This is a genomic window from Massilia sp. TWR1-2-2 (genome assembly GCF_049897565.1).
Classification (GTDB): Bacteria; Pseudomonadota; Gammaproteobacteria; order Burkholderiales; family Burkholderiaceae_D; genus JAFCUW01.
This window is the reverse complement of sequence record NZ_JAFCWM010000003.1, coordinates 98498-120249: the sequence shown is the minus strand read 5'-3', so window position 1 is coordinate 120249 and position 21752 is coordinate 98498. Positions and strand designations below refer to the sequence as shown.

At 65.6% G+C, this 21752-nt stretch carries 24 protein-coding genes and 1 pseudogene; 16 read left to right on the top strand and 9 right to left on the bottom strand.

Features of this window, described 5'->3' with window-relative positions; genetic code table 11:
• Positions 1-62: 62 nt before the first annotated feature.
• Positions 63-971 carry a transcriptional activator NhaR gene (gene nhaR / locus ACP7DD_RS04090; RefSeq protein ID WP_426173433.1) on the bottom strand — a complete coding sequence of 303 codons (909 nt, stop codon included), beginning with the start codon at positions 969-971 and terminating at the stop codon, positions 63-65.
• A 105-nt stretch (positions 972-1076) separates the two neighbouring features.
• Between nhaR and ACP7DD_RS04085 the strand changes: the two genes are divergently transcribed.
• The 4 genes from ACP7DD_RS04085 to ACP7DD_RS04070 all read left to right on the top strand — a co-directional run bounded on the left by ACP7DD_RS04085 (position 1077) and on the right by ACP7DD_RS04070 (position 4171).
• The gene (locus ACP7DD_RS04085; protein WP_426173432.1) at positions 1077-2111 is read left to right on the top strand and encodes a DUF475 domain-containing protein; all 1035 of its coding nucleotides are present in this window, start codon (positions 1077-1079) and stop codon (positions 2109-2111) included.
• A gap of 116 nt (positions 2112-2227) precedes the next feature.
• Complete coding sequence (locus ACP7DD_RS04080; RefSeq protein ID WP_426173431.1) at positions 2228-2803, top strand: TerD family protein; 576 nt, start codon at positions 2228-2230, stop codon at positions 2801-2803.
• A 71-nt stretch (positions 2804-2874) separates the two neighbouring features.
• On the top strand, positions 2875-3570 hold the full coding sequence (locus ACP7DD_RS04075) for a TIGR00266 family protein (protein ID WP_426173430.1): 696 nt from the start codon (positions 2875-2877) through the stop codon (positions 3568-3570).
• 19 nt (positions 3571-3589) lie between these two features.
• Positions 3590-4171 (top strand): TerD family protein, encoded by a 582-nt coding sequence (locus tag ACP7DD_RS04070; protein ID WP_426173429.1) that lies wholly within the window; start codon positions 3590-3592, stop codon positions 4169-4171.
• A gap of 77 nt (positions 4172-4248) precedes the next feature.
• Here ACP7DD_RS04070 and ACP7DD_RS04065 read toward each other — a convergent pair.
• Positions 4249-4555: pseudogene (locus ACP7DD_RS04065) on the bottom strand (cupin domain-containing protein).
• 264 nt (positions 4556-4819) lie between these two features.
• On the opposite strand from ACP7DD_RS04065, the gene ACP7DD_RS04060 reads away from it, so the two are divergent.
• The 3 genes from ACP7DD_RS04060 to ACP7DD_RS04050 are packed head-to-tail and all read left to right on the top strand — an operon-like array spanning position 4820 to position 6815.
• Positions 4820-5218, top strand: coding sequence for a GntR family transcriptional regulator (locus tag ACP7DD_RS04060; RefSeq protein WP_426173428.1), 399 nt, complete (start codon positions 4820-4822; stop codon positions 5216-5218).
• Positions 5215-6093 carry an ABC transporter ATP-binding protein gene (locus ACP7DD_RS04055; protein ID WP_426173427.1) on the top strand — a complete coding sequence of 293 codons (879 nt, stop codon included), beginning with the start codon at positions 5215-5217 and terminating at the stop codon, positions 6091-6093. Before ACP7DD_RS04060 ends, ACP7DD_RS04055 begins: the two co-directional genes overlap by 4 nt.
• Complete coding sequence (locus ACP7DD_RS04050; protein WP_426173426.1) at positions 6090-6815, top strand: hypothetical protein; 726 nt, start codon at positions 6090-6092, stop codon at positions 6813-6815. Before ACP7DD_RS04055 ends, ACP7DD_RS04050 begins: the two co-directional genes overlap by 4 nt.
• Positions 6816-6822: 7 nt before the next feature.
• Here ACP7DD_RS04050 and ACP7DD_RS04045 read toward each other — a convergent pair whose 3' ends face one another.
• The 6 genes from ACP7DD_RS04045 to ACP7DD_RS04020 form a co-directional block, all read right to left on the bottom strand.
• Positions 6823-7233, bottom strand: a complete 411-nt coding sequence (locus ACP7DD_RS04045) for a hypothetical protein (RefSeq protein WP_426173425.1) — start codon at positions 7231-7233, stop codon at positions 6823-6825.
• Between the two features lie 97 nt (positions 7234-7330).
• Positions 7331-8230, bottom strand: a complete 900-nt coding sequence (gene rpoH / locus ACP7DD_RS04040) for an RNA polymerase sigma factor RpoH (protein WP_426173424.1) — start codon at positions 8228-8230, stop codon at positions 7331-7333.
• Positions 8231-8610: 380 nt separating this feature from the next.
• Positions 8611-9531, bottom strand: a complete 921-nt coding sequence (ftsX, locus tag ACP7DD_RS04035) for a permease-like cell division protein FtsX (protein WP_426173423.1) — start codon at positions 9529-9531, stop codon at positions 8611-8613.
• Entirely contained in the window at positions 9528-10187 is a 660-nt protein-coding gene (locus tag ACP7DD_RS04030) for a cell division ATP-binding protein FtsE (protein ID WP_426173422.1), read from the bottom strand. The genes ftsX and ACP7DD_RS04030 overlap by 4 nt, the downstream gene beginning before the upstream one ends.
• A 6-nt stretch (positions 10188-10193) precedes the next feature.
• Complete coding sequence (gene ftsY, locus ACP7DD_RS04025) at positions 10194-11342, bottom strand: signal recognition particle-docking protein FtsY (RefSeq protein WP_426173421.1); 1149 nt, start codon at positions 11340-11342, stop codon at positions 10194-10196.
• 109 nt (positions 11343-11451) lie between these two features.
• Positions 11452-12393, bottom strand: coding sequence for a MerR family transcriptional regulator (locus tag ACP7DD_RS04020; RefSeq protein ID WP_426173420.1), 942 nt, complete (start codon positions 12391-12393; stop codon positions 11452-11454).
• Positions 12394-12704: 311 nt separating this feature from the next.
• Here ACP7DD_RS04020 and ACP7DD_RS04015 point away from each other — a divergent pair, with 311 nt between their 5' ends.
• The 9 genes from ACP7DD_RS04015 (at position 12705) to ACP7DD_RS03975 (ending at position 19853) form a co-directional block, all read left to right on the top strand.
• A complete protein-coding gene (locus tag ACP7DD_RS04015) occupies positions 12705-13988 on the top strand; it encodes an NAD(P)/FAD-dependent oxidoreductase (protein ID WP_426173419.1) in 1284 nt (427 codons plus the stop codon).
• Entirely contained in the window at positions 13978-14772 is a 795-nt protein-coding gene (locus ACP7DD_RS04010) for a DUF1365 domain-containing protein (RefSeq protein ID WP_426173418.1), read from the top strand. The genes ACP7DD_RS04015 and ACP7DD_RS04010 overlap by 11 nt, the downstream gene beginning before the upstream one ends.
• A complete protein-coding gene (locus ACP7DD_RS04005) occupies positions 14769-15989 on the top strand; it encodes a class I SAM-dependent methyltransferase (protein ID WP_426173417.1) in 1221 nt (406 codons plus the stop codon). The genes ACP7DD_RS04010 and ACP7DD_RS04005 overlap by 4 nt, the downstream gene beginning before the upstream one ends.
• Positions 15986-16528: a chalcone isomerase family protein gene (locus tag ACP7DD_RS04000; RefSeq protein WP_426173416.1), complete on the top strand. Its 543-nt coding sequence runs from the start codon at positions 15986-15988 to the stop codon at positions 16526-16528. Before ACP7DD_RS04005 ends, ACP7DD_RS04000 begins: the two co-directional genes overlap by 4 nt.
• On the top strand, positions 16525-17757 hold the full coding sequence (locus ACP7DD_RS03995) for an MFS transporter (RefSeq protein WP_426173415.1): 1233 nt from the start codon (positions 16525-16527) through the stop codon (positions 17755-17757). Before ACP7DD_RS04000 ends, ACP7DD_RS03995 begins: the two co-directional genes overlap by 4 nt.
• A 16-nt stretch (positions 17758-17773) precedes the next feature.
• A complete protein-coding gene (locus ACP7DD_RS03990; RefSeq protein WP_426173414.1) occupies positions 17774-18316 on the top strand; it encodes a DUF3833 domain-containing protein in 543 nt (180 codons plus the stop codon).
• Positions 18313-19080 carry an SDR family NAD(P)-dependent oxidoreductase gene (locus ACP7DD_RS03985; RefSeq protein WP_426173413.1) on the top strand — a complete coding sequence of 256 codons (768 nt, stop codon included), beginning with the start codon at positions 18313-18315 and terminating at the stop codon, positions 19078-19080. The genes ACP7DD_RS03990 and ACP7DD_RS03985 overlap by 4 nt, the downstream gene beginning before the upstream one ends.
• Positions 19077-19508: a nuclear transport factor 2 family protein gene (locus ACP7DD_RS03980; RefSeq protein ID WP_426173412.1), complete on the top strand. Its 432-nt coding sequence runs from the start codon at positions 19077-19079 to the stop codon at positions 19506-19508. Before ACP7DD_RS03985 ends, ACP7DD_RS03980 begins: the two co-directional genes overlap by 4 nt.
• Before the next feature lie 84 nt (positions 19509-19592).
• Positions 19593-19853, top strand: a complete 261-nt coding sequence (locus ACP7DD_RS03975; RefSeq protein ID WP_426173411.1) for a hypothetical protein — start codon at positions 19593-19595, stop codon at positions 19851-19853.
• A gap of 2 nt (positions 19854-19855) precedes the next feature.
• On the opposite strand, the gene ACP7DD_RS03970 is transcribed toward ACP7DD_RS03975, so the two are convergent.
• Entirely contained in the window at positions 19856-21559 is a 1704-nt protein-coding gene (locus tag ACP7DD_RS03970; protein ID WP_426173410.1) for a thiamine pyrophosphate-binding protein, read from the bottom strand.
• Positions 21560-21752: the final 193 nt, after the last annotated feature.

Here is a 21752-nt window from a genome sequence, read left to right as displayed (position 1 = left end):
TGTCCGTTTGTCGGCACTGACCCCGGGGTTGCGAGCATGAAAATACCAGTGCATTGTACCGGTCACGCCGGCTTCGACCCATCCTGCCGGCCCGAGGCGAGGATCGCCTCGACGCCGGGATGCTTGATCTTGCGTTCGTTGGAAATCGCGTACACCTGCTCGCGCACCTGCGGCACGTGGCCGATCAGCACGGCGCCGAACTGCGCCTTGACCTCGGAGGCGAGGGCGGCGGTGGCAAAAAACAGCCCAAGGCCGCGCCGGCCAAACGTGTTCAGCAGCGCGTTGTCCTCGAACTCGCCGACCACGTCCGGGCGAACCCCTTGCTGCTCGAACCATTCGTCGATCTTGCCGCGCAGGTCATTATTGCGTGTTGGCAGCAAAAACGGCGCGCCGTTCAAGTTCGCCGGGAAGGCTGCCTTGTAGCGCGCGGCCAGCGCCGGCGCCCCGACCACCATCGTGCCGCTTTCGAGCAGCTGGTGGCTGAACACGCGCAAGGTGGTGCCGGAGCGCACCGGGCGGTCGGTCAGCACCAGGTCGAGCTTGTGCAGCGCCAGGTCGCCCAGCAGCGCCTCGAACTTGTTCTCGAAACAGACCAGGCGCACCGGGCGTGCCAGCGCGGTGGTGGCCTCCAGCAGCCGGAAAGCGGTAAGCTTGGGCAGCGAGTCTGAAATGCCGACCGTCAGCCGGGTCTTGTCGCTGTCGGCGTCGCCCAGCGCTTCCTGCATCTGCTCGCCGAGCATGAAGATCTGGTCGGCGTAGGCCAGCGCCAGTTCGCCCGATTCGTTCAGCACCAGGCGCCGGCCCTGCTGGGAAAACAGCGATTTGCCGAGCGACTGCTCCAGCAGCGCCAACTGGGTGCTGATGGTCTGCACGGCCAGCCCGAGCCGTTCGGATGCGCGCGTGATGCCGCCTTCCTTGGCGACCACCCAGAAGTAATATAGATGCCGAAAGTTCATGCCGGTGTTTTTCATTGTTCTGCTTTTACGAAGTATTTATTCGATTATCTTCCCTTTTTCAACCGGCTGCAGTGGAACTATAATGTTGGCTATCAAATTACATAACTGAGGGGAATACCAATGAAGCATTTCAGGATTTCATTCATCGTCACCTTCCTGTGCCTCGCGGCCGCGGGCTGGTGGGGATACTCGCACACCGGCTGGTCCGGTGCGCTCACCGCGCTGGCCATCGCCAGTATCCTGGGCATCATGGAAGTGTCGCTGTCGTTCGACAACGCGGTGGTCAACGCGTCGGTACTGAAGACGTGGGATGAATTCTGGCAAAAGCTGTTCCTCGGCGTCGGCATCATCATCGCCGTGTTCGGTATGCGCCTGCTGTTCCCGCTGGTGATCGTCGCCCAGGCGGCCGACCTCGGCATGATGGAAGTGTGGAACCTGGCACTGTCCGATCCGAAAGCGTACTCGGCCCACCTGACGGCCCACCACGCTGAAGTGGCGGCGTTCGGCGGCATGTTCCTGCTGCTGGTGTTCCTCAACTTCCTGCTCGACGACGAGAAAGAAGTGCACTGGCTCGGCCACTTCGAAGAGAAGATCGGTTCGTTCGGCAAGGTCTCGTCGATCGCCGTGATGATCGCGCTTGGTACCTTGATGGCCAGCCTGAGCATGGTCGCCGAAGCGCAAAAGATGGTCGTGCTGATCGCCGGCCTGTGGGGCATCCTGATCTACGTCGGCGTCGACGTGATCTCCAGCATGCTTGAGAAGGAAGAAGCTGGCGAAGTGGTCAAGCGCGGCGGTATCGGCGCCTTCCTGTACCTCGAAGTGCTCGACGCTTCGTTCAGTTTCGACGGCGTGATCGGCGCCTTTGCGATCACCTCGGACGTCGTCATCATCATGCTCGGCCTGGCCATTGGCGCAATGTTCGTCCGTTCGATGACGGTGTACCTGGTCAAGAAGGGCACGCTCGACGAGTACGTGTATCTGGAACACGGCGCCCACTACGCGATCGGTATCCTGGCAGTAATCATGCTGGCAAGTATGAAGTACCACGTGCCTGAACTGTTCACCGGCCTGATTGGCGTGGCCTTCATCGTCGCCTCGCTGTGGTCGTCGTTGCGGTACAAGAAGCAGCAAAAACTGAGCGAAGCGTCGGCATAAGCGTTGCGCAAGGAACCCGCGGCAAACGGACGAACACCGGTTTGCTGCGTGTGTCAAACTACACGGTGTTCAATTAGTTCTCATTGTTTTTAACTCATTTACCAGGAGATATACAAATGGCTATCAGTCTGCAAAAAGGCGGTAACGTCAACCTGAGCAAAGAAGCTCCCGGTCTCACCAAGCTGCTCGTCGGCCTAGGTTGGGATGCGCGCAGCACCGACGGCGCCGCGTTCGACCTGGACGGTGCAATCTTCCTGCTCGACGCCGCCGGCAAGGTCCGCTCGGACGCCGACTTCGTCTTCTACAACAACCTGAAGTCGGTCGACGGCGCCGTCGTCCACTCCGGCGACAACACCACCGGCGCCGGCGAAGGCGACGACGAGACCATCAACTTCGACCTGTCGAAAGTGGCCGCCGATGTCGAGAAGATCGCCATCTGCGTCACCATCCACGACGCCGAAGCGCGCAAGCAGAATTTCGGCATGGTGTCGAAGGCTTACGTTCGCACCGTCAACGCCGGCGACAGCAAGGAAATCGCCCGCTACGACCTGTCGGAAGACGGTTCGACCGAGTCGGCCATGATCTTCGGCGAAGTCTACCGCGCCGGCGCCGACTGGAAATTCAAGGCGATCGGCCAGGGCTTCAAGGGCGGCCTCGGCCCCCTCGCCAAGAACTTCGGCGTCAACGTTTAAATCGCAGCAAGGGTTGCAGCCGGCGCCAGGCGGCACGGGCTGCAAACTTCCATTCCACAGAAAGGCTCGGTATGCCAGAGTTTACAGTGACGGGAGATGTCGATCCGTTCCTCCACGTCTCGCTCGCCAAGGGTGAAACCATCTATTGCGAGTCCGATGCGATGGTGATGATGGAGTCGACGCTCGACCTGAAGGGCAAGATGAAGGGCGGCCTCGGCAGCGCGTTGATGCGCACCTTTGCCAACGGCGAATCGTTCTTCCAGCAGCACATCGAAGCGGTGCGCGGCGACGGCGATTGCCTGCTGTCGCCGACGCTGCCAGGTGCGATGCAGATTGTCGATGTCGGCGCCAGCAACTACATCATCAGCGACGGCGCCTTTGTCGCCGCCAGTGCCAAAGTCGACCTGAAGGTGCGCACGCAAAGCGTCGGCAATGCGCTGTTTGCGCAGAGCGGCGGCTTCTTCGTCACTGAAACGTCCGGCAGCGGCCAGGTGGTGGTATCCGGTTTCGGTTCGATGTCGGCACTCGACGTCGAGCCGGGCAAGGACGCCATCATCGACAATTCGCACGTGGTGTGCTGGGACAGCACGCTGCGCTACGAAATCTCGATCACGACCGGCACCAGCGGCGGCTTCCTCGGCAACCTGGTCAACAGCCAGACCAGCGGCGAGGGCGTCGTGCTGCGCTTTTCCGGGCGTGGCAAAGTGTATGTGTGTTCGCGCAACCGGGCGGCATTTCGCGCCTGGACCCAGCAGGGCGCGCGTTAAAAACAACCAGGAGTCTCACATGTCAGTCAATTTGCAAAAAGGCCAGAAAATCTCTCTGGACAAGGAAGCCGGCGGCGCGCTCACGCGCATCGTCATGGGCCTCGGCTGGGACGCGATCAAGTCGAAGGGCTTGTTCGGCTTTGGCAGCAAGACCGAGAGCGTCGACCTCGACGCGTCGTGCGTCATGTTCGACGAATCGAACAAGCCGGTCGACTACGTCTGGTTCCGCCAGCTCAAGAGCAAAGACGGCAGCATCGTCCACACCGGCGATAACCGCACCGGCGCCGGTGACGGCGACGACGAGCAGATCGAAGTGGACCTGTCGCGCGTGCCGGCGTCGGTCAAGTCGCTGATCTTCACCGTCAACAGCTTCACCGGCCAGAACTTCTCGCAGGTCGAGAATGCCTACTGCCGCATCTTGAATGCCGCCAACCAGAAGGAAGTGGCGCGCTACGACCTGTCGGTGCAGGGCGCGCATACGGCGCAGATCATGGCCAAGCTGTACCGCCATGGCGGCGAGTGGAAGATGCACGCGATCGGCGAAAACGGCAGCGGCCGCACCTTTGACGACCTGATGCCGCAGATCACGCCGCATCTGTAATTTCCAGTGCGCTTGCAATACCGCCAGCAGGTCCGCTAACACCGGACCTGCTTTTTTTGGTGCTGATCGTTAGTCAATCAAACGCTGCCCTCGCGTTCAACGACCAGAATCCGGGCCTCGCCGCGCGGATGGGCCATATGCTCGCATCCGGCTCCAGCGAAAAACACGTCGCCAACCGCCAGGGTCACGACTCGTTCGATGCCCGCTTCCCGATAATGCATGTGCACGGTTCCGTCCAGGACTGCAAATACCTCTTCACCATCGTTGACATGCCACTTGTACGGCTGGTCGGTCCAATGCAGGCGGGTCGTGGTTCCATTTGGCGATATCGTCAGCGCCCCAGGCGCGCTCGGCGGTAAATTCCTGGCTGCGAATAATTCGCATTGGCAGACCTTTCAGTTTGGTGTTGGAGGTATTGTATCGTTGTTTTTTTCAACCAATTTTAATGCCATGCATGCCACAATCGCGTTCGGCCCTGTGCCGTGCCGATTTCCTCCGACTCATGCGCTGACGGCTGGTGGGTCATGGACAGCTCCGGCGAGATTGAAAATTTTCACGATGTAGCAAATCGCAGTCCGCGAGCCGGTTTTTCTTGACATGTCACCTTGATATGATTACTGTATTAGTCAAATAATACAGCGCGACATCATGGCTGCCCACTCTGCCCACCTGTTTTCGATCGTCCCCGGTGCGTCCGAGCCGATCTATCGGCAGCTGGTCGACCAGGCGCGGCGCCTGGTCGCCGGCGGACAGCTCGCGCCCGGTGACGCGATGCCGTCGGTGCGCCAGATCGCCCAGGCGCTGGCGCTCAATCCGATGACGGTGTCGAAAGCGTACGGCATCCTGGAAACGGAAGGCTTGCTGACGCGCCGGCGCGGCGTGGGCATGCTCGTGGCCGAGGCGCCGGAGCCCCGCCCCAGCGTGGCCAGCCGCATCGACTTGCTGCGCCCGACGCTGGAACGCGCCGCACGCGAGGCGCGCCAACTCGAACTCGATGCCGATATCGTGCTTGCCCTGTTCACGAGAATACTGAAAGAAGCGTCATGACCGTACCGATCATCCAGATAGCGTCGATCTCGAAACATTTCACCAGCAAGCCGGTCCTCGACCAGCTCGACTGGGAGATCCTGCCTGGCCAGGTGATCGGGCTGCTGGGACGCAAGGGCGCCGGCAAGTCCACTTTGCTCGACTGCATCCTGGGGCTGCAGGAAACCGACGGCGGCGCCGTCACCGTGTTCGGCGAGCCGGTCGCCAACCTGTCGGCGCAGGCGCGGGCGAAACTGGCCTACGTGCCGCACACCTGCGACCTGTTCGACTGGCTCTCGCCGCTGCAGATGCTCGACTACTTCAAGACGCTGTACCCGCACTGGAACGGCGCCAAGGTCGAGGGTCTGCTGGCGCGCTGGGGCTTCGACAAGATCATGCGCAAGCGGCCGATCAGCCAGCTCTCGGCCGTCGAGAAGCAGCGCCTGTCGATCGTACGCGCGCTGGCGCATGACCCGCAGCTGCTGGTGCTCGACGAACCGATGTCGGCCCTCGAGCCGGCCGCGCGGCGCGACTTCCTGCGCGAGCTGTTCGACGGCTTTATCGAGCGCGGCACCACCATCGTGTTCTCGACCCATGTGCTGTCCGATCTCGAGCGGGTGGCGTCGGAAGTGGCGTTCCTGAAGAGCGGCAAGATTGCCCTGCAAGGCGGGCTGGACGAATTGCTGCAAAGCGCGCGCCGCGTCACCGGGCCGGGCCGCCTGCTGGACCGCTTCGCCGTCAGCGGCGAGCTGCGCCGCTCCAAGGATCTCGACGGCATCACGCAGATCGTCACCAGCGCGGCCAGCGGCGAGCTGCTGGCGCTGGCCGAACGCGAGCCGGCCATCCGCATCGAGCACCTGACGCTGGCCGATCTGTTTGTCGAGGTGACGCAGTGAGCGCGCCGGTACACCGCGAAATCCGCATCGACGGCCAGCGCCGCCAGCCGCCGTTCACCCGCGTGCTTGGTCCCGCCGCCTTCAGCGGCGCGCGCACCTGGCTGGCGGTGCTGGTGGTGGTATGCGTGGCGATCCGCGTGCTGATCGAAGTGCAGGGCCTCGGCACCGCCCACGCACGGCTGACGATGACGCGCGCGCTGGTGTTGAGCACAGTGTTGTTCGGCCTGGCGATGATGACTTTCATCGAAGCGGCGCGCTGCTATGGCCGCACCGCCGAGCAGCGCCTGGTGCGCCTGTCGCCGGCGGCGCCGATGGCGCGCGAGCTCAACCGCGCGCTGGCGCGATACCTGCTCGCCCGATTTTGCGCGATGTGGGCGTTCGCTAGCGTGGTCACGCTGGCGATGCTGTGGGTGCTGGGCGCGACCGGCGGCGAAGTGCTGCGCGCGCTGGCCGTGTGCGGCGCCGCGCTGGTGCTGGCCGGCGTGCTGCTGCGCGACTATGCGCGCGGCGTCGTGGCCGACCGATTGCAGCCGGTGCTGCTCGCCGTTGGCGCCGGCGCGGCCTTGTTCCTGGTGCCGGCGGCGGTGCGCGGCAAGTTCGACGGCCAGGTATGGGCCTGGTGTGCGCTGGCCGGCACGATCGCCATCACGCTGTTCGTCTGGCGCCGCTGGCGCTGCATGGTGCAGGCGCCGCCGGCATTCCCCGCGGGAAGCAAGCGCTGACACGTTGCTATTGCGACTTGTGCCCGATGGCCACTTCCAGCACGACGGCATGTTCGGCCAGCGGCCGCTGCTTCACGCCGGCAAACGAAATGCCGAAGCGCAGGTCCGGCAGCGTCGTGGAAACGTACTGCTCGCCCTCGTAATCGAGCGCAAATTTCTCCGCGCCTGCCTTGCTGGTGAGCGTGAAGTTGTAGCTGACCTTGCCGGCCCAGATGCACATTGCGCCGGTCGGGCAGCGGCTGTCGGCGAAGCTGTCGTAGCGCACCGCCACGCCGGGCGCCAGCGTCACGGCCTGGCGTTCGGCCAGCGGAAAGCTGCCGCCACGCAGCGGCTGGTCGAGCGGCGTGCCGGCGCAGCCAGCCAGGCTGTAGAGCACCGACACGCACAGCAATCTGGCCCACAGGGCGATTCGTTTCATCGTGTATTCCGCATGGACAATGCCAGCATGGTAACGCACTTCGACATGAAAAAAGGCGCCCTGTAACAGGCGCCTTCTTGTGCTGGCATGCAGCCGGTTAGATGAATGCGCTCAGCGCGCCTTTCATCTTCTTCAGCGCGGCCGACTCGATCTGGCGAATGCGCTCGGCCGACACGCCGAACTCTTCAGCGAGCGTATGCAGCGTGGCGCCCGAGCCGTCGTCGTTGGCCAGCCAGCGTGCTTCGACGATCCGGCGCGAACGCGGGTCGAGCTTGCCGAGCGCGGTGTCCAGGCCCTCCGATTGCAGGCGCGTGACTTGCTCCGCTTCCAGCACCTTGGTCGGCTCCGACAGGTCCGACGACAGGTAGGCGATCGGCGAGAACTTGTCGTCCTCATCATCGGTCGGCGATTCGAGCGCGATGTCGCGGCCCGACAGGCGCGTTTCCATCTCGATCACTTCTTCGCGCTTGACGTCGAGCAGCTTGGCCAGCGCGTCGATCTGGGTCGGGGTCATCGCGTCCAGGCCAACCTTGTTGCTGCGCAGGTTGAAGAACAGCTTGCGCTGTGCCTTGGTCGTGGCAACCTTGACCAGGCGCCAGTTTTTCAGGATGTACTCGTGCATCTCGGCCTTGATCCAGTGCATCGCGTACGACACCAGCCGTACGCCCTGGTTCGGGTCGAAGCGCTTGACTGCTTTCATCAGGCCGATATTGCCTTCCTGGATCAGGTCGGCGTGCGGCAGGCCATAGCCGAGGTAGCCGCGGGCGATCGACACCACCAGGCGCAGGTGCGACAGCACCAGCTCCTGCGCGGCGCCGAGGTCGTTCTGTTCCTGCAGCCGCTTGGCCAGCGAAATCTCTTCCTCGTGCGTCAGCATCGGCAGGCGGTTCACCGCCGAGATATAGGCGTCGATATTGCCAAGGTTACCCGTGAAGCCCAGGCCCAAAGCGCGATTGGCGGTTGGTACCAATGCGGATTGTGCGGTCATCGTCGTCATGTAGTTGCCTCGTCATGTAGTAGTGCCGGATCGTCGGCCTGGAGGAGAAATTCCCCGGCGCGGTCACAGCGTTTGTTCCCTGGTGCCGACGGTGGTGATTGTGTTTCCCCGTCAGCAAACATAGTTTAGCACTCTCTTAGATAGAGTGCCAATCGCCAGGAACTATGATCCTGATAGGCGATTAAATTGCTTGTAAGTATCTAATTGCGGCGTTAACACTGTAGAGCACGGGCATCGTCCTCTACTGAACTGGATCGAACCAAACGTGTTGTTCTTGGGAAAGGTCGCGGTTGTGGCGCCGATCAAGTATACGATAGACGCCGCAGGGGAGGCGCCCGGTACGAGAACGCACCCTGCTCAACAACCTGACCCCAGCGTTGTTAGTGCAGGCGCGCCAGGTGGCGCTGCACCGACAGCACGGCGCCGACCAGGCCGAGGCCGGCGCTGACGGCCAGCAGGGCGGCGATCGCCGCCGGCGCCAAGGGCGTCAGCTGGAATTGGCTGGCGTACAGCCGCGCGAATTCGGCGATCGCCGTGTTCAGCGGCAGCAGCGCCAGCGCCACCGCGCCCAGCGCCACGGCGCCGGCGCACAGGCCCAGCAGGGCGCCGGTGTAATAGAACGGCCGGTGAATGAACAGGTCGGTCGCGCCGATCAGCTTGGAAACGGCTATCTCGTCGCGCTGGGTCAGCACCTGCAGGCGGATCGTGTTGAACACCACCGCGATCACCACCATGCCGAGCGTCAGCGCCAGCAGCAGCAGCACCAGCCGCAGCACGCCGAGCAGGGCGGCCAGGCGCCGCACCCAGGCCGAATCGACCTGCACCGTTTCGACGCCAGGCAGCGCCCGCAGCTGGTCGGCCAACGCGTCGACATTGCTCGCTTCGGCGGCGCTATTGAAACCGCCCAGCGTCATGACGTAGCTGTCGGGCAGCGGATTTTCGCCCAGCGTGCCAAGCACGTCGGACAGGCCGCTCTTGGCCTTCAGCGTCTCCAGCGCCTGTTCGCGCGGCACGAACACGATCTTCGCGTTGTGGTCCTTGAGCACCGCGCGCAGCGACGGCGCCAGCGCCTGCGCCTGCTCGCGGGTGGTGCCGGCGTCGACGAACAGGCTGATTTCCGGATCGACCGACAGCTGCTCCGACATCGGCCGCACATTGTCGAGCAGCGTGATGCCGGCAAACGGCAGCGCCAGCGCGATCGCCACCACCACCACGTTGAACAGGAAGCTGCCAGGCGACTTGCCGAGGTTGCCCAGCGCCGCCATCATGGCGAAACGGTGTTGCCGCAGCCAGCTCTTCATGATTGCTCCTGCACCAGCTGGCCATGGTCGAGATGGATCACGCGCGCCGCGCCGTCCAGTACATATTCGTCATGGGTGGAAATCATGCACGTCACGCCGACCGCGTGGAACGCGCGCAGGGCGTCGAGCACCTTGTCGGCGCTGGCCCGGTCGAGGTTGGCGGTGGGCTCGTCGGCCAGGATGATCTGCGGCCGGTTGACGATGGCGCGCGCGATCGACACGCGCTGCTGCTCGCCGCCGGACAACTCGAGCGGCAGCGCCTTGGCGCGCTCGAGCAGGCCGACCTTGTCGAGCGCGGCGCGGGCGCGCTGCTCGGCCTGCGCCTTCGAGGCGCCGGTCACCAACAAAGGCAGCATGGTGTTGGCCAGGATGTTGCGGTCGTTCAGCAGTTTCTGCTGCTGCAAGATCAGGCCGAGGTTGCGCCGCAAGAAGGGGGTGCCTTCCTTGCGCAGCTTGCCGATGTCCTGGCCGTTGACCAGTACCGAGCCCGACGTCGGCCGCTCGATGGCGGCAATCATCTTCAGCAGGGTCGACTTGCCGGCGCCGGACGGACCGGCCAGGTAGACCAGTTCGCCCTTGGCAATGTCGAGCGACACTTCGCGCAAGGCGATGGCGTGGGCGGAATACTGTTTTGAGACAGAACGAAATTCGATCATGTGGTCCTATCCGAGCAGCGCTTCGACGAATTCGTCGGCGTTAAATGGCTGCAGGTCTTCGATTTTCTCGCCGATGCCGATGAAATACACCGGTACCGGGCGGGTGCGCGCGATCGCCGCCAGCACGCCGCCCTTGGCGGTGCCGTCAAGCTTGGTGATGACGAGGCCGGTCAGGCCGAGCGCGTCGTCGAAAGCCTTCACTTGCGCCAGCGCGTTCTGGCCGGTATTGCCGTCGATCACCAGCAGCAGCTCGTGCGGTGCGCCGTCCATGCCCTTGCCGATGACGCGCTTGATTTTTTTCAGTTCTTCCATCAGGTGCAGCTGGGTCGGCAGGCGGCCGGCGGTGTCGACCATGACCACATCCATGCCGCGCGCCTTGCCCGAGTGCACGGCGTCGAACGCGACCGCGGCGGGGTCGCCCGATTCCTGCGAGATGACGGTGACGTTATTGCGCTGGCCCCACACCATCAGTTGCTCGCGGGCGGCGGCGCGGAAGGTATCGCCGGCGGCCAGCAGCACCGACTGGTCGTACTGTTGCATGTGCTTGGCCAGCTTGCCGATGGTGGTGGTCTTGCCGGCGCCGTTCACGCCCGCGATCATCATCACCAGCGGCGCGTGGCGGCCCAGTTCGAGCGGCTTTTCGAGCGGGCGCAGCAGGTCCGTCATCAGCACCTTCAGCGCGCGCTTGACGGCGGCGGCGTCGAGCAGCTTGTCTTCCTTGACCTTGCGGCGCAGGCCGTCGAGCAGGAACAGGGTCGCGTCCATGCCGGCGTCGGCCATCAGCAGCGCCGATTCGAGTTCCTCGTACAGGTCTTCGTCGATGCGGGCGCCGACGAACAGCAAACTGAGGTTCGACGACGTCTTCGACAGGCCGGCCTTCAGGCGCGCCATCCACGACGATTTGCGCTCGGCTTCGCTGCCGCCGAGGCGCTCGGCGGTCTCGACGATCAGCGGCGCCGGCGCCGGCACAGGCAGCCGATCCGGCCGCGCTGGCGCGCGCGGCGGCGCAATGAAAGTCGACGTGGTGCCGTAGCGGCGCGAAGGCGTGGAAGGCGCGGCAGGCACTACGCCAGGTTCAATGGCGGTCACGACCGGCTCGGGTGGCGGCGGTGCTGTCTCGGGAACAGGCGGTTTCTTCTTGAAAAAACTGAACATGGATGTCTAGGGGCGGGCGCTGCATGCACATGACCGGCGCTGCCGGGCACGACGAATCGACTGGCCGGTATTTTACCAGAGCAGGGCGATGCTTCGCCGCATGCGTTGCTTAAGCGGCAAGCGCGCCGTGCTGGGCGCGCCAGCGCGCCACCGCCGCCGGAATGCCGCCCAGGTTCAGCACGTTGGCAGGATTGAGATGGCGCCGCGCCGCTTCGACGCCGGCGCCGCCGGCCCACACTTCGGCACGGTCGCCCAGCCGGGTGCGCAGTTCGTTGACGTTGTCGACCGCCGCGCGCGGCGAAGTGACGCCGGAAAACGACAGCGCCACGATGTCGGCGCGCTGCGACAGAGCTGCTTCGACAATGTCGCCAAGCGGCGTCTGCACGCCGAGCGAGACGCAGTGCGCCCCTTCCAGCGCCAGCAGCGCTTCGGCCATCAGCAGGCCGAGGCCGTGGCGTTCCTGCGGCACCGTGGTCAACAGCACGCGCGGCGTCGCCAGCGCGTGACCGGCGTGCTGGGTAGCGGCGGAGATGGCGCTGCGCATCACCCCTTGCAGCAGTTCCGCGAACAGGTGCTCTTCGAAAACGGCCAGTTCGCCGCGCGCCCAGGACGTGCCGACGGCCGAGGTCAGCGGGGCGATCAGTTCGGTCACGCCGCGCTGCAGCCCCATCAGCAGGATCGACTGCGACAGACGCTGGCGCAGTTCAGCCATCTTGTGCGAGCGCAGCAGCGCGATGCAGGCGCGGATTTCCGGGTCGTCCAGGCCGCGATGCGGGGTCGCCGGACTTAGCTTGCTGCCCAGTTCAGCAAGTTCCTCGGTGCCGAGCGCCATGATCTTGCCCGGACGGTAACCCTGGTCGAGCAGGCGCTTGACCAGCGACAGCCGGTGCACCTGGTCGGCCGGGTAGGCGCGCTCGCCGTTGGCGTCGCGCCGCGGCTGCGGGAAGCCGTAGCGGCGCTCCCACACCCGCAGGGTTTCCTTGGCAACGCCGATGTCGCGTTCGACGTCGCTAATGCTGCTCAGTACGGCAGGGAGGGGGGCGCTGGTCATGTCGGGCTCGGTCAAAGTGTCGGTTCCTGTTCAGGACATCGCCGCTCTGTAGGCGGCTGTCTGCATTCTACATTGAGATGACGTCAATACGACAAATGCATCGGATCTTGTACGCCTATAAAGATTGCTTCCGTTCGTTATGGACTGCGCAGCCCCTGTTGCGCTGCCGGTAGCGACAAGGTATGACTATCTAATCATCTCCCGACTCGTTTGTCTAGGACAAACAATTGACGACGATTGACTTTTCGTGGATTATGGGCACTCCATATGGTTTGTCCACGACAAAGATACATCAATGAAGGCGGGTTGGCATGAAAATAGCGGTGATAGGCGCCGGCATCGCCGGCTTGTCGTGCGCGTACCGGCTCGCCCAGGCGTCGGCCGACGTGACCTTGCTCGAAGCTGGCAATTATTTTGGCGGCCACAGCAACACCGTCGACGTCACGCTCGACGGCGCCAGTTTCGGCGTCGACACTGGCTTTCTCGTCTTTAACGACCGCACCTATCCGAACCTGATCAAGCTGTTCGATGAGCTCGGCGTCGATACCGCGCCCAGCGAGATGTCGTTCTCGGTCAAGCTGCCGCTCGGCGCTAGCGCCATGCTCGAATGGGCCGGCGCCAATCTCGACACCGTGTTCGCCCAGCGCGCCAACCTGCTGCGCCCGCGCTTTCTGCGCATGCTGGGCGACATCATGCGCTTTAACCGCGAGGCCGGCGCGATGGCGCAGGGCGCCGCCATGCCCGACGCCGCGCTTGGCCACTGGCTCGACCAGCAAGGCTACAGCGCGCAGTTTCGCGACTGGTACCTGCTGCCGATGGCCGCCTGCATCTGGTCGTGCCCGTCGGACCAGATGCTGGCGTTTCCGCTGTCGACTTTCGTGCGCTTCTGCCACAACCACGGCCTGCTGCAGGTCAGCGGACGGCCGCAGTGGCGCACCGTCAGGGGCGGCTCGCGCAAGTACGTCGACAAGATGCTGGCGGCGATCCCGTCGTGCCGCTTGAATAGCCCGGTGCGCTCGGTACTGCGCGTCAGCGGCGGCGCGCGCGCAGTGCGCATCGAGACCGACGCCGGCGTCGAGCACTTCGACCAGGTCGTCATGGCCTGCCACAGCGATCAGGCGCTGGCGCTGCTGGGCGACGCCCGCGCCGACGAGCGCGACCTGCTGTCGGCGATCCGCTACCAGCAGAACCGCGCCGTGCTGCACACCGATGCGAGCTGCCTGCCGGCGCGCCGAAAAGCCTGGTCGGCGTGGAACTACCAGAGCACCGCCGCGGCCACGCCCGACGTCTGCGTCCACTACCTGCTCAATATGCTGCAGCCGCTGCCTTGCACCACGCCGGTGATCGTCTCGCTCAACCCGATCGACGCGCCCGATCCGGCGCGCGTGCTGGCGTCGTTCGACTACGCCCATCCCGTGTTCGACCAGGCGGCGGTGGCCGCGCAAGGCGCGCTGGCGCAGATGCAGGGCGCGCAGAATACCTGGTTTGCCGGCGCCTGGACCGGTTATGGGTTTCACGAAGATGGCCTCAAGTCGGGCCTGGCGGTGGCGGCGTCGCTGACATTGCTGATGGCGGCGCGCCAGCATGCGGCCTGACGGCTGCGCCGCGCCGGCGCCTCAGCTGTGCTTCGGCCAGGTTCGCCACAAGCGCGTGCGGCCGGTGGCGAACGCGTTCGCCTATCGCGCCTATTATCTGCGCCTGCCGCTGCGCGCGATGGGCGCCGGCAGCCCGCGTTGCGCGCTGTTTTCGCGCAACCGCTTCAACCTGCTGTCGTTCCACGATGCCGACCACGGCGACGGCAGCACGCCGCTGGCCGCATGGATCGACGTCTTGCTGGCGCGCGAAGGCGTGCTCGATGCCGACGGCGAAGTGTGGCTGCAGGCGATGCCGCGCGTGCTCGGCTACGTCTTCAATCCGGTCTCGTTCTGGTTCTGCCACCGCGCCGACGGCCGCCTGCGCGCGGTGCTGTGCGACGTGCGCAACACCTTCGGCGAGCGCCACTTCTACCTGCTCGATAACGGCGGCGACCTGGCCAACGGCGCCGAGATCACGGCCCGCAAGGTGTTCCACGTGTCGCCGTTTTTTGCCGTCGACGGCAGCTACCGCTTCCGCTTCATGCGCTCGCGGCGCGGCGCGGCCGAAGCGACGCTTGCGCGCATCGACCACGAGGACGCCGCCGGCGAGCTGCTGCTGCAAACGAGCGTCTCCGGCAGCGGCGCGCCGGTCACCAGCGCGCGCGTCGCCATCGCCTTCTTCACCTACCCGCTGATGACGTTCGGCGTCGTCGCCCGCATCCATATACAGGCGCTGCGCCTCTGGCTCAAGCGCGTGCCGTTCCATTCCCAACCTGCTCCACCCGAAAACAAGGTAACCCGATGAATTCCGACTCCATCCATACCCTCGGCCAGGCGATCGTCGCGTCGCCGGCGCCGGCGGCGGCGCGCATCTTCCTCAAGCTCATGTCGAACCTGCAGCACGGCGCGCTGGCGCTGCGCACGCCCGACGGCGAGGTGCGCCACTTCGGAAACGGCGCGGCGCCGATCGCGCTGGAGCTGAAGAACTGGAACCTGTTTACCCAGTCGGCGCGCGCCGGCGACATCGGTTTTGCCGAGTCCTACATCGCCGGCGACTGGAGCACCAGTAACCTGGCCGGCCTGATCGAACTGCTGGCGCGCAACCGCACCGAGATCGAAGCGCTGGTGTATGGCAGCTGGTGGGGCAGCCTGGCTTACCGCATCAAGCATCTGCTCAACCGCAACAGTAAGGCAGGCAGCCTGAAAAACATCCACGCCCACTACGACATCGGCAACCAGTTCTACAAGTTGTGGCTCGATCCGTCGATGACCTATTCGAGCGCGCTGTTCAACGCGGCGAGCGGCGCCAACCTGGAGAAGGCGCAGGCCGAAAAATACCGCCGCATCCTCGACCAGCTGCAGATCGCCCCCGGCACGCGGGTGCTGGAAATCGGCTGCGGCTGGGGCGGATTTGCCGAAATGGCGGCGCGCGAGCGCGCCGCCTACGTCACCGGTCTCACGCTGTCGTCCGAGCAGCTGCAATACGCCGTCGAGCGCATCGACGCCGCCGGCCTTACCGCCCAGGTCGACCTGCACCTGCGCGACTACCGCGACAGCGTCGGCGGCTACGACGCGGTGGCGTCGATCGAGATGTTCGAGGCGGTCGGCGAAAGCTACTGGCCAAGCTACTTCGAATGCATCGCCAATAGCCTCAATGCCGGCGGGCGCGCCTGCGTGCAGACCATCGTCATCGCCGATGAACTGTTCGAGCGCTACCGCAAGGGCACCGACTTCATCCAGCAGTTCATCTTCCCCGGCGGGATGCTGCCGTCGCCATCCAGGTTCGCCAGCCTGGCCGCCGAACATGGCCTGGAAGTGGTTGACCGGTTCAGCTTCGGCATCGACTACGCCGATACGCTTGCAGCTTGGCGCAAGGTGTTCCACGCGCGGCTCGACACGGTGCGCGCGCAGGGCTTTGACGAGCGCTTCATCCTGACCTGGGAGTTCTACCTGTGCTATTGCGAGGCCGCCTTCAGGGCCGGCAACACCAACGTCATGCACTTCACGCTGGTGAAGAAATGATGGTGCTGCGCCGCCTGGTCGCACTGGCGTCGCTGGCGTGCGCGTGCGCGCTGGCGCAGGCCGCCGCCGTCCCCGGCCACGTCGAACAGTCGGTGCCGCAGGCGCGCCTGGCGGGCGCCGGCGCCTTCACCTGGTTCACCATGAAGATCTACTCGGCCGAGCTGTGGGTCGGGCCGCAGGGCTATCAGCCGCAGGCGCCGTTCGCCCTCGAGCTGCGCTACGCGCGCAAGCTCGATGGCGCCAAGATCGCCCAGGCCAGCGCCGAACAGATGGCCAGGATCGGCGCCGGCAGCGCCGCCCAGCGCCAGGCGTGGCTGGCCCGGATGACGGCGCTGTTCCCCGACGTGAACGAAGGCAGCAGCATCACCGGCGTCAACGTGCCGGGCGAGGGCGCCCGCTTCTACCTCGACGGCAAGCCGCTCGGCACTGTCGCCGACCCGGCATTCGCCCGTGCCTTCTTCGGCATCTGGCTCGATCCCGCCACCACCGCGCCGGCGCTGCGCACCGCGCTGCTGGCCAACGCCGCGCCGCCGCCGTGAAGGCGCTCGGGCTGCCCAAGCTGCTGTACTACGGCTTCTTCGGCCTGCCGCTGGCCATGGTGGCGCTGCCCATCTACGTCTACCTGCCGCAGTTTTATGCCGTGCGCGCCGGCCTGCCGCTGGCGCTGATCGGCGCCGCGCTGCTCGTTGCGCGCATCGTCGCCGCCTTCATCGATCCGCTGCTCGGCTGGTGGATCGAGCGCGGCGGCGGCGCCTACGCGCGCTACGTCGCGCTGGCGCTGCCGCTGCTGCTGGCCAGCTTCATTGCGCTGTTCCACCCTCCGGCCATGGCGGCGGGCGCCACGCTGGCCTGGTTCGGCGCCACGCTGATGCTGGTCTACCTGGGCTTCAGCCTGGCCACCATCGCCCACCAGAGCTGGGGCGCGGCGCTGTCGCATGCACCGAGCGAGCGCGCCCGCGTGACCGGCGTGCGCGAAGCGTGCGGCCTGGTTGGCGTGGTGCTGGCCGCCGGCGTCACCGCCGCCGCCGGCTACGACGCCCTGGCGCTGGCGTTCGCGGTGGCGCTGGGCCTTGGCGGCGCGCTGCTGCTGGCCAAGGCCGACCGTCCCGCCGCCACCGCCGCCGCCGCGCCGCTCGAATGGAGCGCGCTCGTCATGCCGTTTCGCCAGCCGCGCTTTCGCGCGCTGTTTGCCGTCTTGCTGGTCAACGGCGTGGCGTCGGCCATCCCGGCCACGCTGTTCCTGTTTTTTGCCGCCGACCGCCTGCGCCTGGCCGCCATGTCGGGCCCCTTCCTGATCCTGTACTTCTGCGCCGCGGCGCTGTCGTTGCCGCTGTGGGTCGCGCTGGCGCGCCGCTTTGGCGAAGCGCGCGTGTGGGCCGGCGCCATGCTTGCCTCGGCGCTGGTGTTCGTCTGGGCGTTCGGCCTGGCGCCTGGCGCCGCGGTCGGCTTTGGCGCGATCTGCCTGCTGTCGGGGATTGCTCTGGGCGCCGACCTGGCGCTGCCGCCGGCCCTGCTGGCCGGCGTGATCGGCAAGGCCGGCCATGGGGGCTCGCGCGAGGCGGCGTATTTCGGCGTGTGGAACTGGGGCGTGCAACTGACGCTGGCGCTGGCCGCCGGCATTGCGCTGCCGCTGCTTGGCTGGTTCGGCTACGTGCCGGGCGGGCAGGGTGCGGTAGGCGCGCTGGCGGCGGCGTACGCGCTGCTGCCATGTGCATTGAAACTGACGGCCGCCGCCATGCTGTGGCGCGCGCCGCTGCGCGATTGTTAATCTAAAAGGAGATACCATGAATACCAAACGACTTATCGGCGCGCTGGCGCTCGGCGCGGCGCTCGGCGTGGTACTTGGCGGCTGCTCGTCGCCCAAGCCCGACCAGTATGCGAAGGAGTCCCCGCGCCTTGACATCCAGCGTTACTTCAACGGCATTCTCGACGCCCACGGCATGTTCCAGGACCGCTCCGGCGACGTCGTCAAGCGCTTCGTCGTGGTGATGCGCTGCAGCTGGGTGGGAGACACCGGCACGCTCGACGAAGATTTCACCTACTCCGACGGCACCAAACAAAAGCGCGTCTGGACCATCCGCAAGACCGGCCCCGGAACCTTTACCGCGACCGCGCCCGACGTCATCGGCGTCGCCGAAGGAATCGAGTCCGGCAACGCGCTGCGCTGGAAGTACGTGCTGGCGCAACCGGTCGGCGACAAGGTCTACAACGTCGATATGGAAGACTGGATGTTCCTGATCGACGACAAGGTCATGCTGAACCGGACCGCGATGAGCAAATTCGGCGTCAACCTGGGCCACGTGACGCTGTCGTTCACCAAGCGATGAATCCGCGCATCGACTCCTGGTCGGGCAAGCGCGTCTGGATGATCGGTGCCTCGACCGGCATCGGCGCCGCCGCCGCCGCCCGGCTGCTGCGGCAAGGCGCGCGGGTGGCGCTGTCGGCCCGCAACGCCGCCAGGCTTGACGCGGTGGCGACCGGCGCGGCCAACGCGCTGGCGCTGCCGCTCGACGTCACCGACCATGCCAGCGTGCTGGCCGCGCGCGACGCCATCATCGCCGCCTGGGGCGGCATCGACCTGGTGCTGGTGGTCGCCGGCGGCTACAACGAGATGCGCGCCGACAGCTTCGACCTGGACGCGGCCAACGCGATGGTCGACCTGAACCTGCGCGGCGCCTTCAACTGCCTCGACGCGGTGCTGCCGGTGCTGCTGCGCCAGGGCGCCGGCGGCATCGGCATCGTCGCTTCGGTGGCAGGCTTCGGCGGCTTGCCGAAGGCGCTGGTGTACGGGCCGACCAAGGCGGCGCTGATCAACCTGGCCGAGTCGCTGTACCTCGACCTGCGCCCGCGCGGCATCGCCGTCTACCAGATCAATCCCGGCTTCGTCGACACGCCGCTGACGGCCCACAACGACTTCCCGATGCCGGCAATTATCAGCGCCGACGAAGCGGCGGCGGCGATGCTCGAAGGGATCGAACACGGCCAGTTCCACGTGCATTTCCCGCGCCGCTTCACCAACAGCATGCGCCTTGCGCGCCTGCTGCCGTACCGTGCATACTTCTGGCTGATCCACAAGGTGACGGGGCTATGAAACACCAGGAACAACTCGACCGGCTGGTACGCTTCTACGAAACGCTCAGCCTCGAATCGCTGTCGCAGCTGCCGGCGATCTACGCGCCCGACGCAAGGTTCAAGGATCCGTTCAACGAGGTACGCGGCATCGTGCCGATCACGGCGATCTTTCGCCACATGTACGAGCAGGTCGACGCGCCGCGCTTCGCCGTCGGCACCCGCGTCCTGCAAGGCGACGACGCCTTCCTGGTCTGGGATTTCACGTTCCGCATGAAACGCTTCTCGCGCGAACGCCAGTGCATCCGCGGCTCCACCCACATCCGCTTCGACGACGGCGGCGCCGTTGTCATGCACCGCGACTACTGGGATGCGGCCGAGGAACTGTACCAAAAGTTGCCGCTGGTGGGGGCGCTGATGCGCTGGCTGAAACGCGCGGCCAACAAGTGATGCGCGCGTTTGAAGCAGATCAGCCAGGCAGCACTTTGTCGCTGGTATAAGTCATGGCAGAGTTGACTCATCCAGGGGATGGCGATGAAGATCGCGGGGTATTTCAAGCGTATCTTGTCTACCGATAAGATCGTCGTGCGCGGTGCGGCGACGCTGCGCACCGTGCTGTGCGGCCTGTTCATCGCGCTGATCGCGCTGTTTCGCACCAGCCCGGTGGGCGAGCTGGGCAAGGGCGAGCAGCCGGTCCCCTTGCCGCCCGAACTGGGCATCGAAGAATTCACGCTGCGCTCGATCGGCGCCGAGGCGCCGGCGTCGCCGACGTTCACCGAAGCCTCGCCGCACTAGGCCTAGCTGGCCGCCTTCGCTCGTTCGGCGTTGGCGCGGATCGTCTCGAGCGTCGCATTCGGCGTGATCAGGTTGCCGTCGTAGCGCAGTTCGATCAGCGCCGGCAGCTTCTGCGTGCGCGTGTGTTCCAGCGCGCGCGCCAGCGCCGGGCCGAACTCCTCGGTGCGCGCCACCACTTCGCCGTGCGCGCCATACGCCTTCGCCAGCGCGGCGAAATCCGGATTGGAGAGCGTGGTGCCGGACACCCGGCCCGGATAGTCGCGCTCCTGGTGCATGCGGATGGTGCCGAACATGCTGTTGTTAAAGACGATGATGACCACGCCCGCCTTGTACTGCACCGCGGTGGCCAGCTCCTGGCCGTTCATCATGTACTCGCCGTCGCCGGCGAAGGTAACCACGGTGCGCTGCGGATCGATGATCTTGGCCGCGATCCCGGCCGGCACGCCGTAGCCCATCGCGCCGCTGGTGGGCGCGAGCTGCGTGCGCATCGCGCCGTAGCGGTAGAAGCGGTGCGCCCACGTCGCGTAGTTGCCGGCGCCGTTGGTGATGATGGTGTCCTTCGGCGCTGCCGCCATCAACTCCTGCACCAGCTGCCACAGGTCGAGCGGGGCGCTGCCGTGCTGGAAAATCGGCGGCTGCTGCTGGTACGCCGCCAGTTCGGCTTTCGCCTCGGCCACCGTGTGGCGCCACGCATCGGCGGCCACCGGCGCCATCGCCGCCAGCATCGCCGCTGCCTGCGGCGCGCCGCTGACGATCATCAGGTCGGCCTGGTACACGCTGCCCAGTTCCTCGGCGTCCGGGTGGATGTGCACCAGCTGCTGGGTCGGTGTCGGCGACGCCAGCAGCGAGTAGCCGCTGGTGGTCATTTCGCCCAGGCGCGGGCCGAAGGCGATCAGCAGGTCGGCGTTCTTCACGCGCGCGGCCAGCGTCGGATTGATGCCGATGCCGACGTCGCCGACGTAGTTCGGGTGCGCGTTGTCGAGCAAATCCTGGAAGCGGAATGCGCATGCCACCGGCAGCGCGTTCGCTTCGGCGAAGCGCTGCACGTCGGCGCAGGCCTGGGCATTCCAGGTGCCGCCGCCGAGCAGCAGCAGCGGATTTTTCGCCGCTGCGAGCAGCGTGCGCAAGCTGTCGATCTGGGCGGCGGACGGCGACGCCTGCACCGGCTGATAGGAGCGGGTGTCGGCGACGGCGGCCAGCGCCACCAGCATGTCTTCGGGCAGCGCCAGCACCACCGGGCCCGGGCGGCCGCTGGTGGCGACCTGGAAGGCGCGCGCGATGTATTCGGGGATGCGGTCGGCGCGGTCGATCTGCGCCACCCACTTGGCCATCTGGCCGTACATGCGGCGGTAGTCGATCTCCTGGAACGCTTCGCGGTCCATGAAGTCGAGGCCGACCTGGCCGATGAACAGGATCATCGGCGTCGAGTCCTGGTAGGCGGTGTGCACGCCGATCGAGGCGTTGGTGGCGCCCGGCCCGCGGGTAACGAAGCAGATGCCCGGCCGCCCGGTCATCTTGCCGTAGGCCTCGGCCATGAACGCGGCGCCGCCTTCCTGGCGGTTGATGATGAAGCGGATGCTCGAGTCGTGCAGCGCGTCGAGGACGTCGAGAAAGCTCTCGCCAGGCACGCCGAAGGCGGTGTCGACGCCGTGAATCTTGAGTGCGTCGACCAGGATCTGGCCGCCGGTGCGGGATGGGTGGGTCATGTCTGCCTATGTGGTTATCAGCGCCAGGCGAACTGGGGCGTATGGCAGCCATTCTATGCGAGCCGTTTCTAGGTGGCTTTTGAAATGGCGACACCAAATTTCAAAAATGGCCGGGCGGAAGTGTGGTGCGCGGCACACAGCGACGCGTGTTAACAAGTGGTAAATAATATTTATTGACAAATCTTGCCAATAA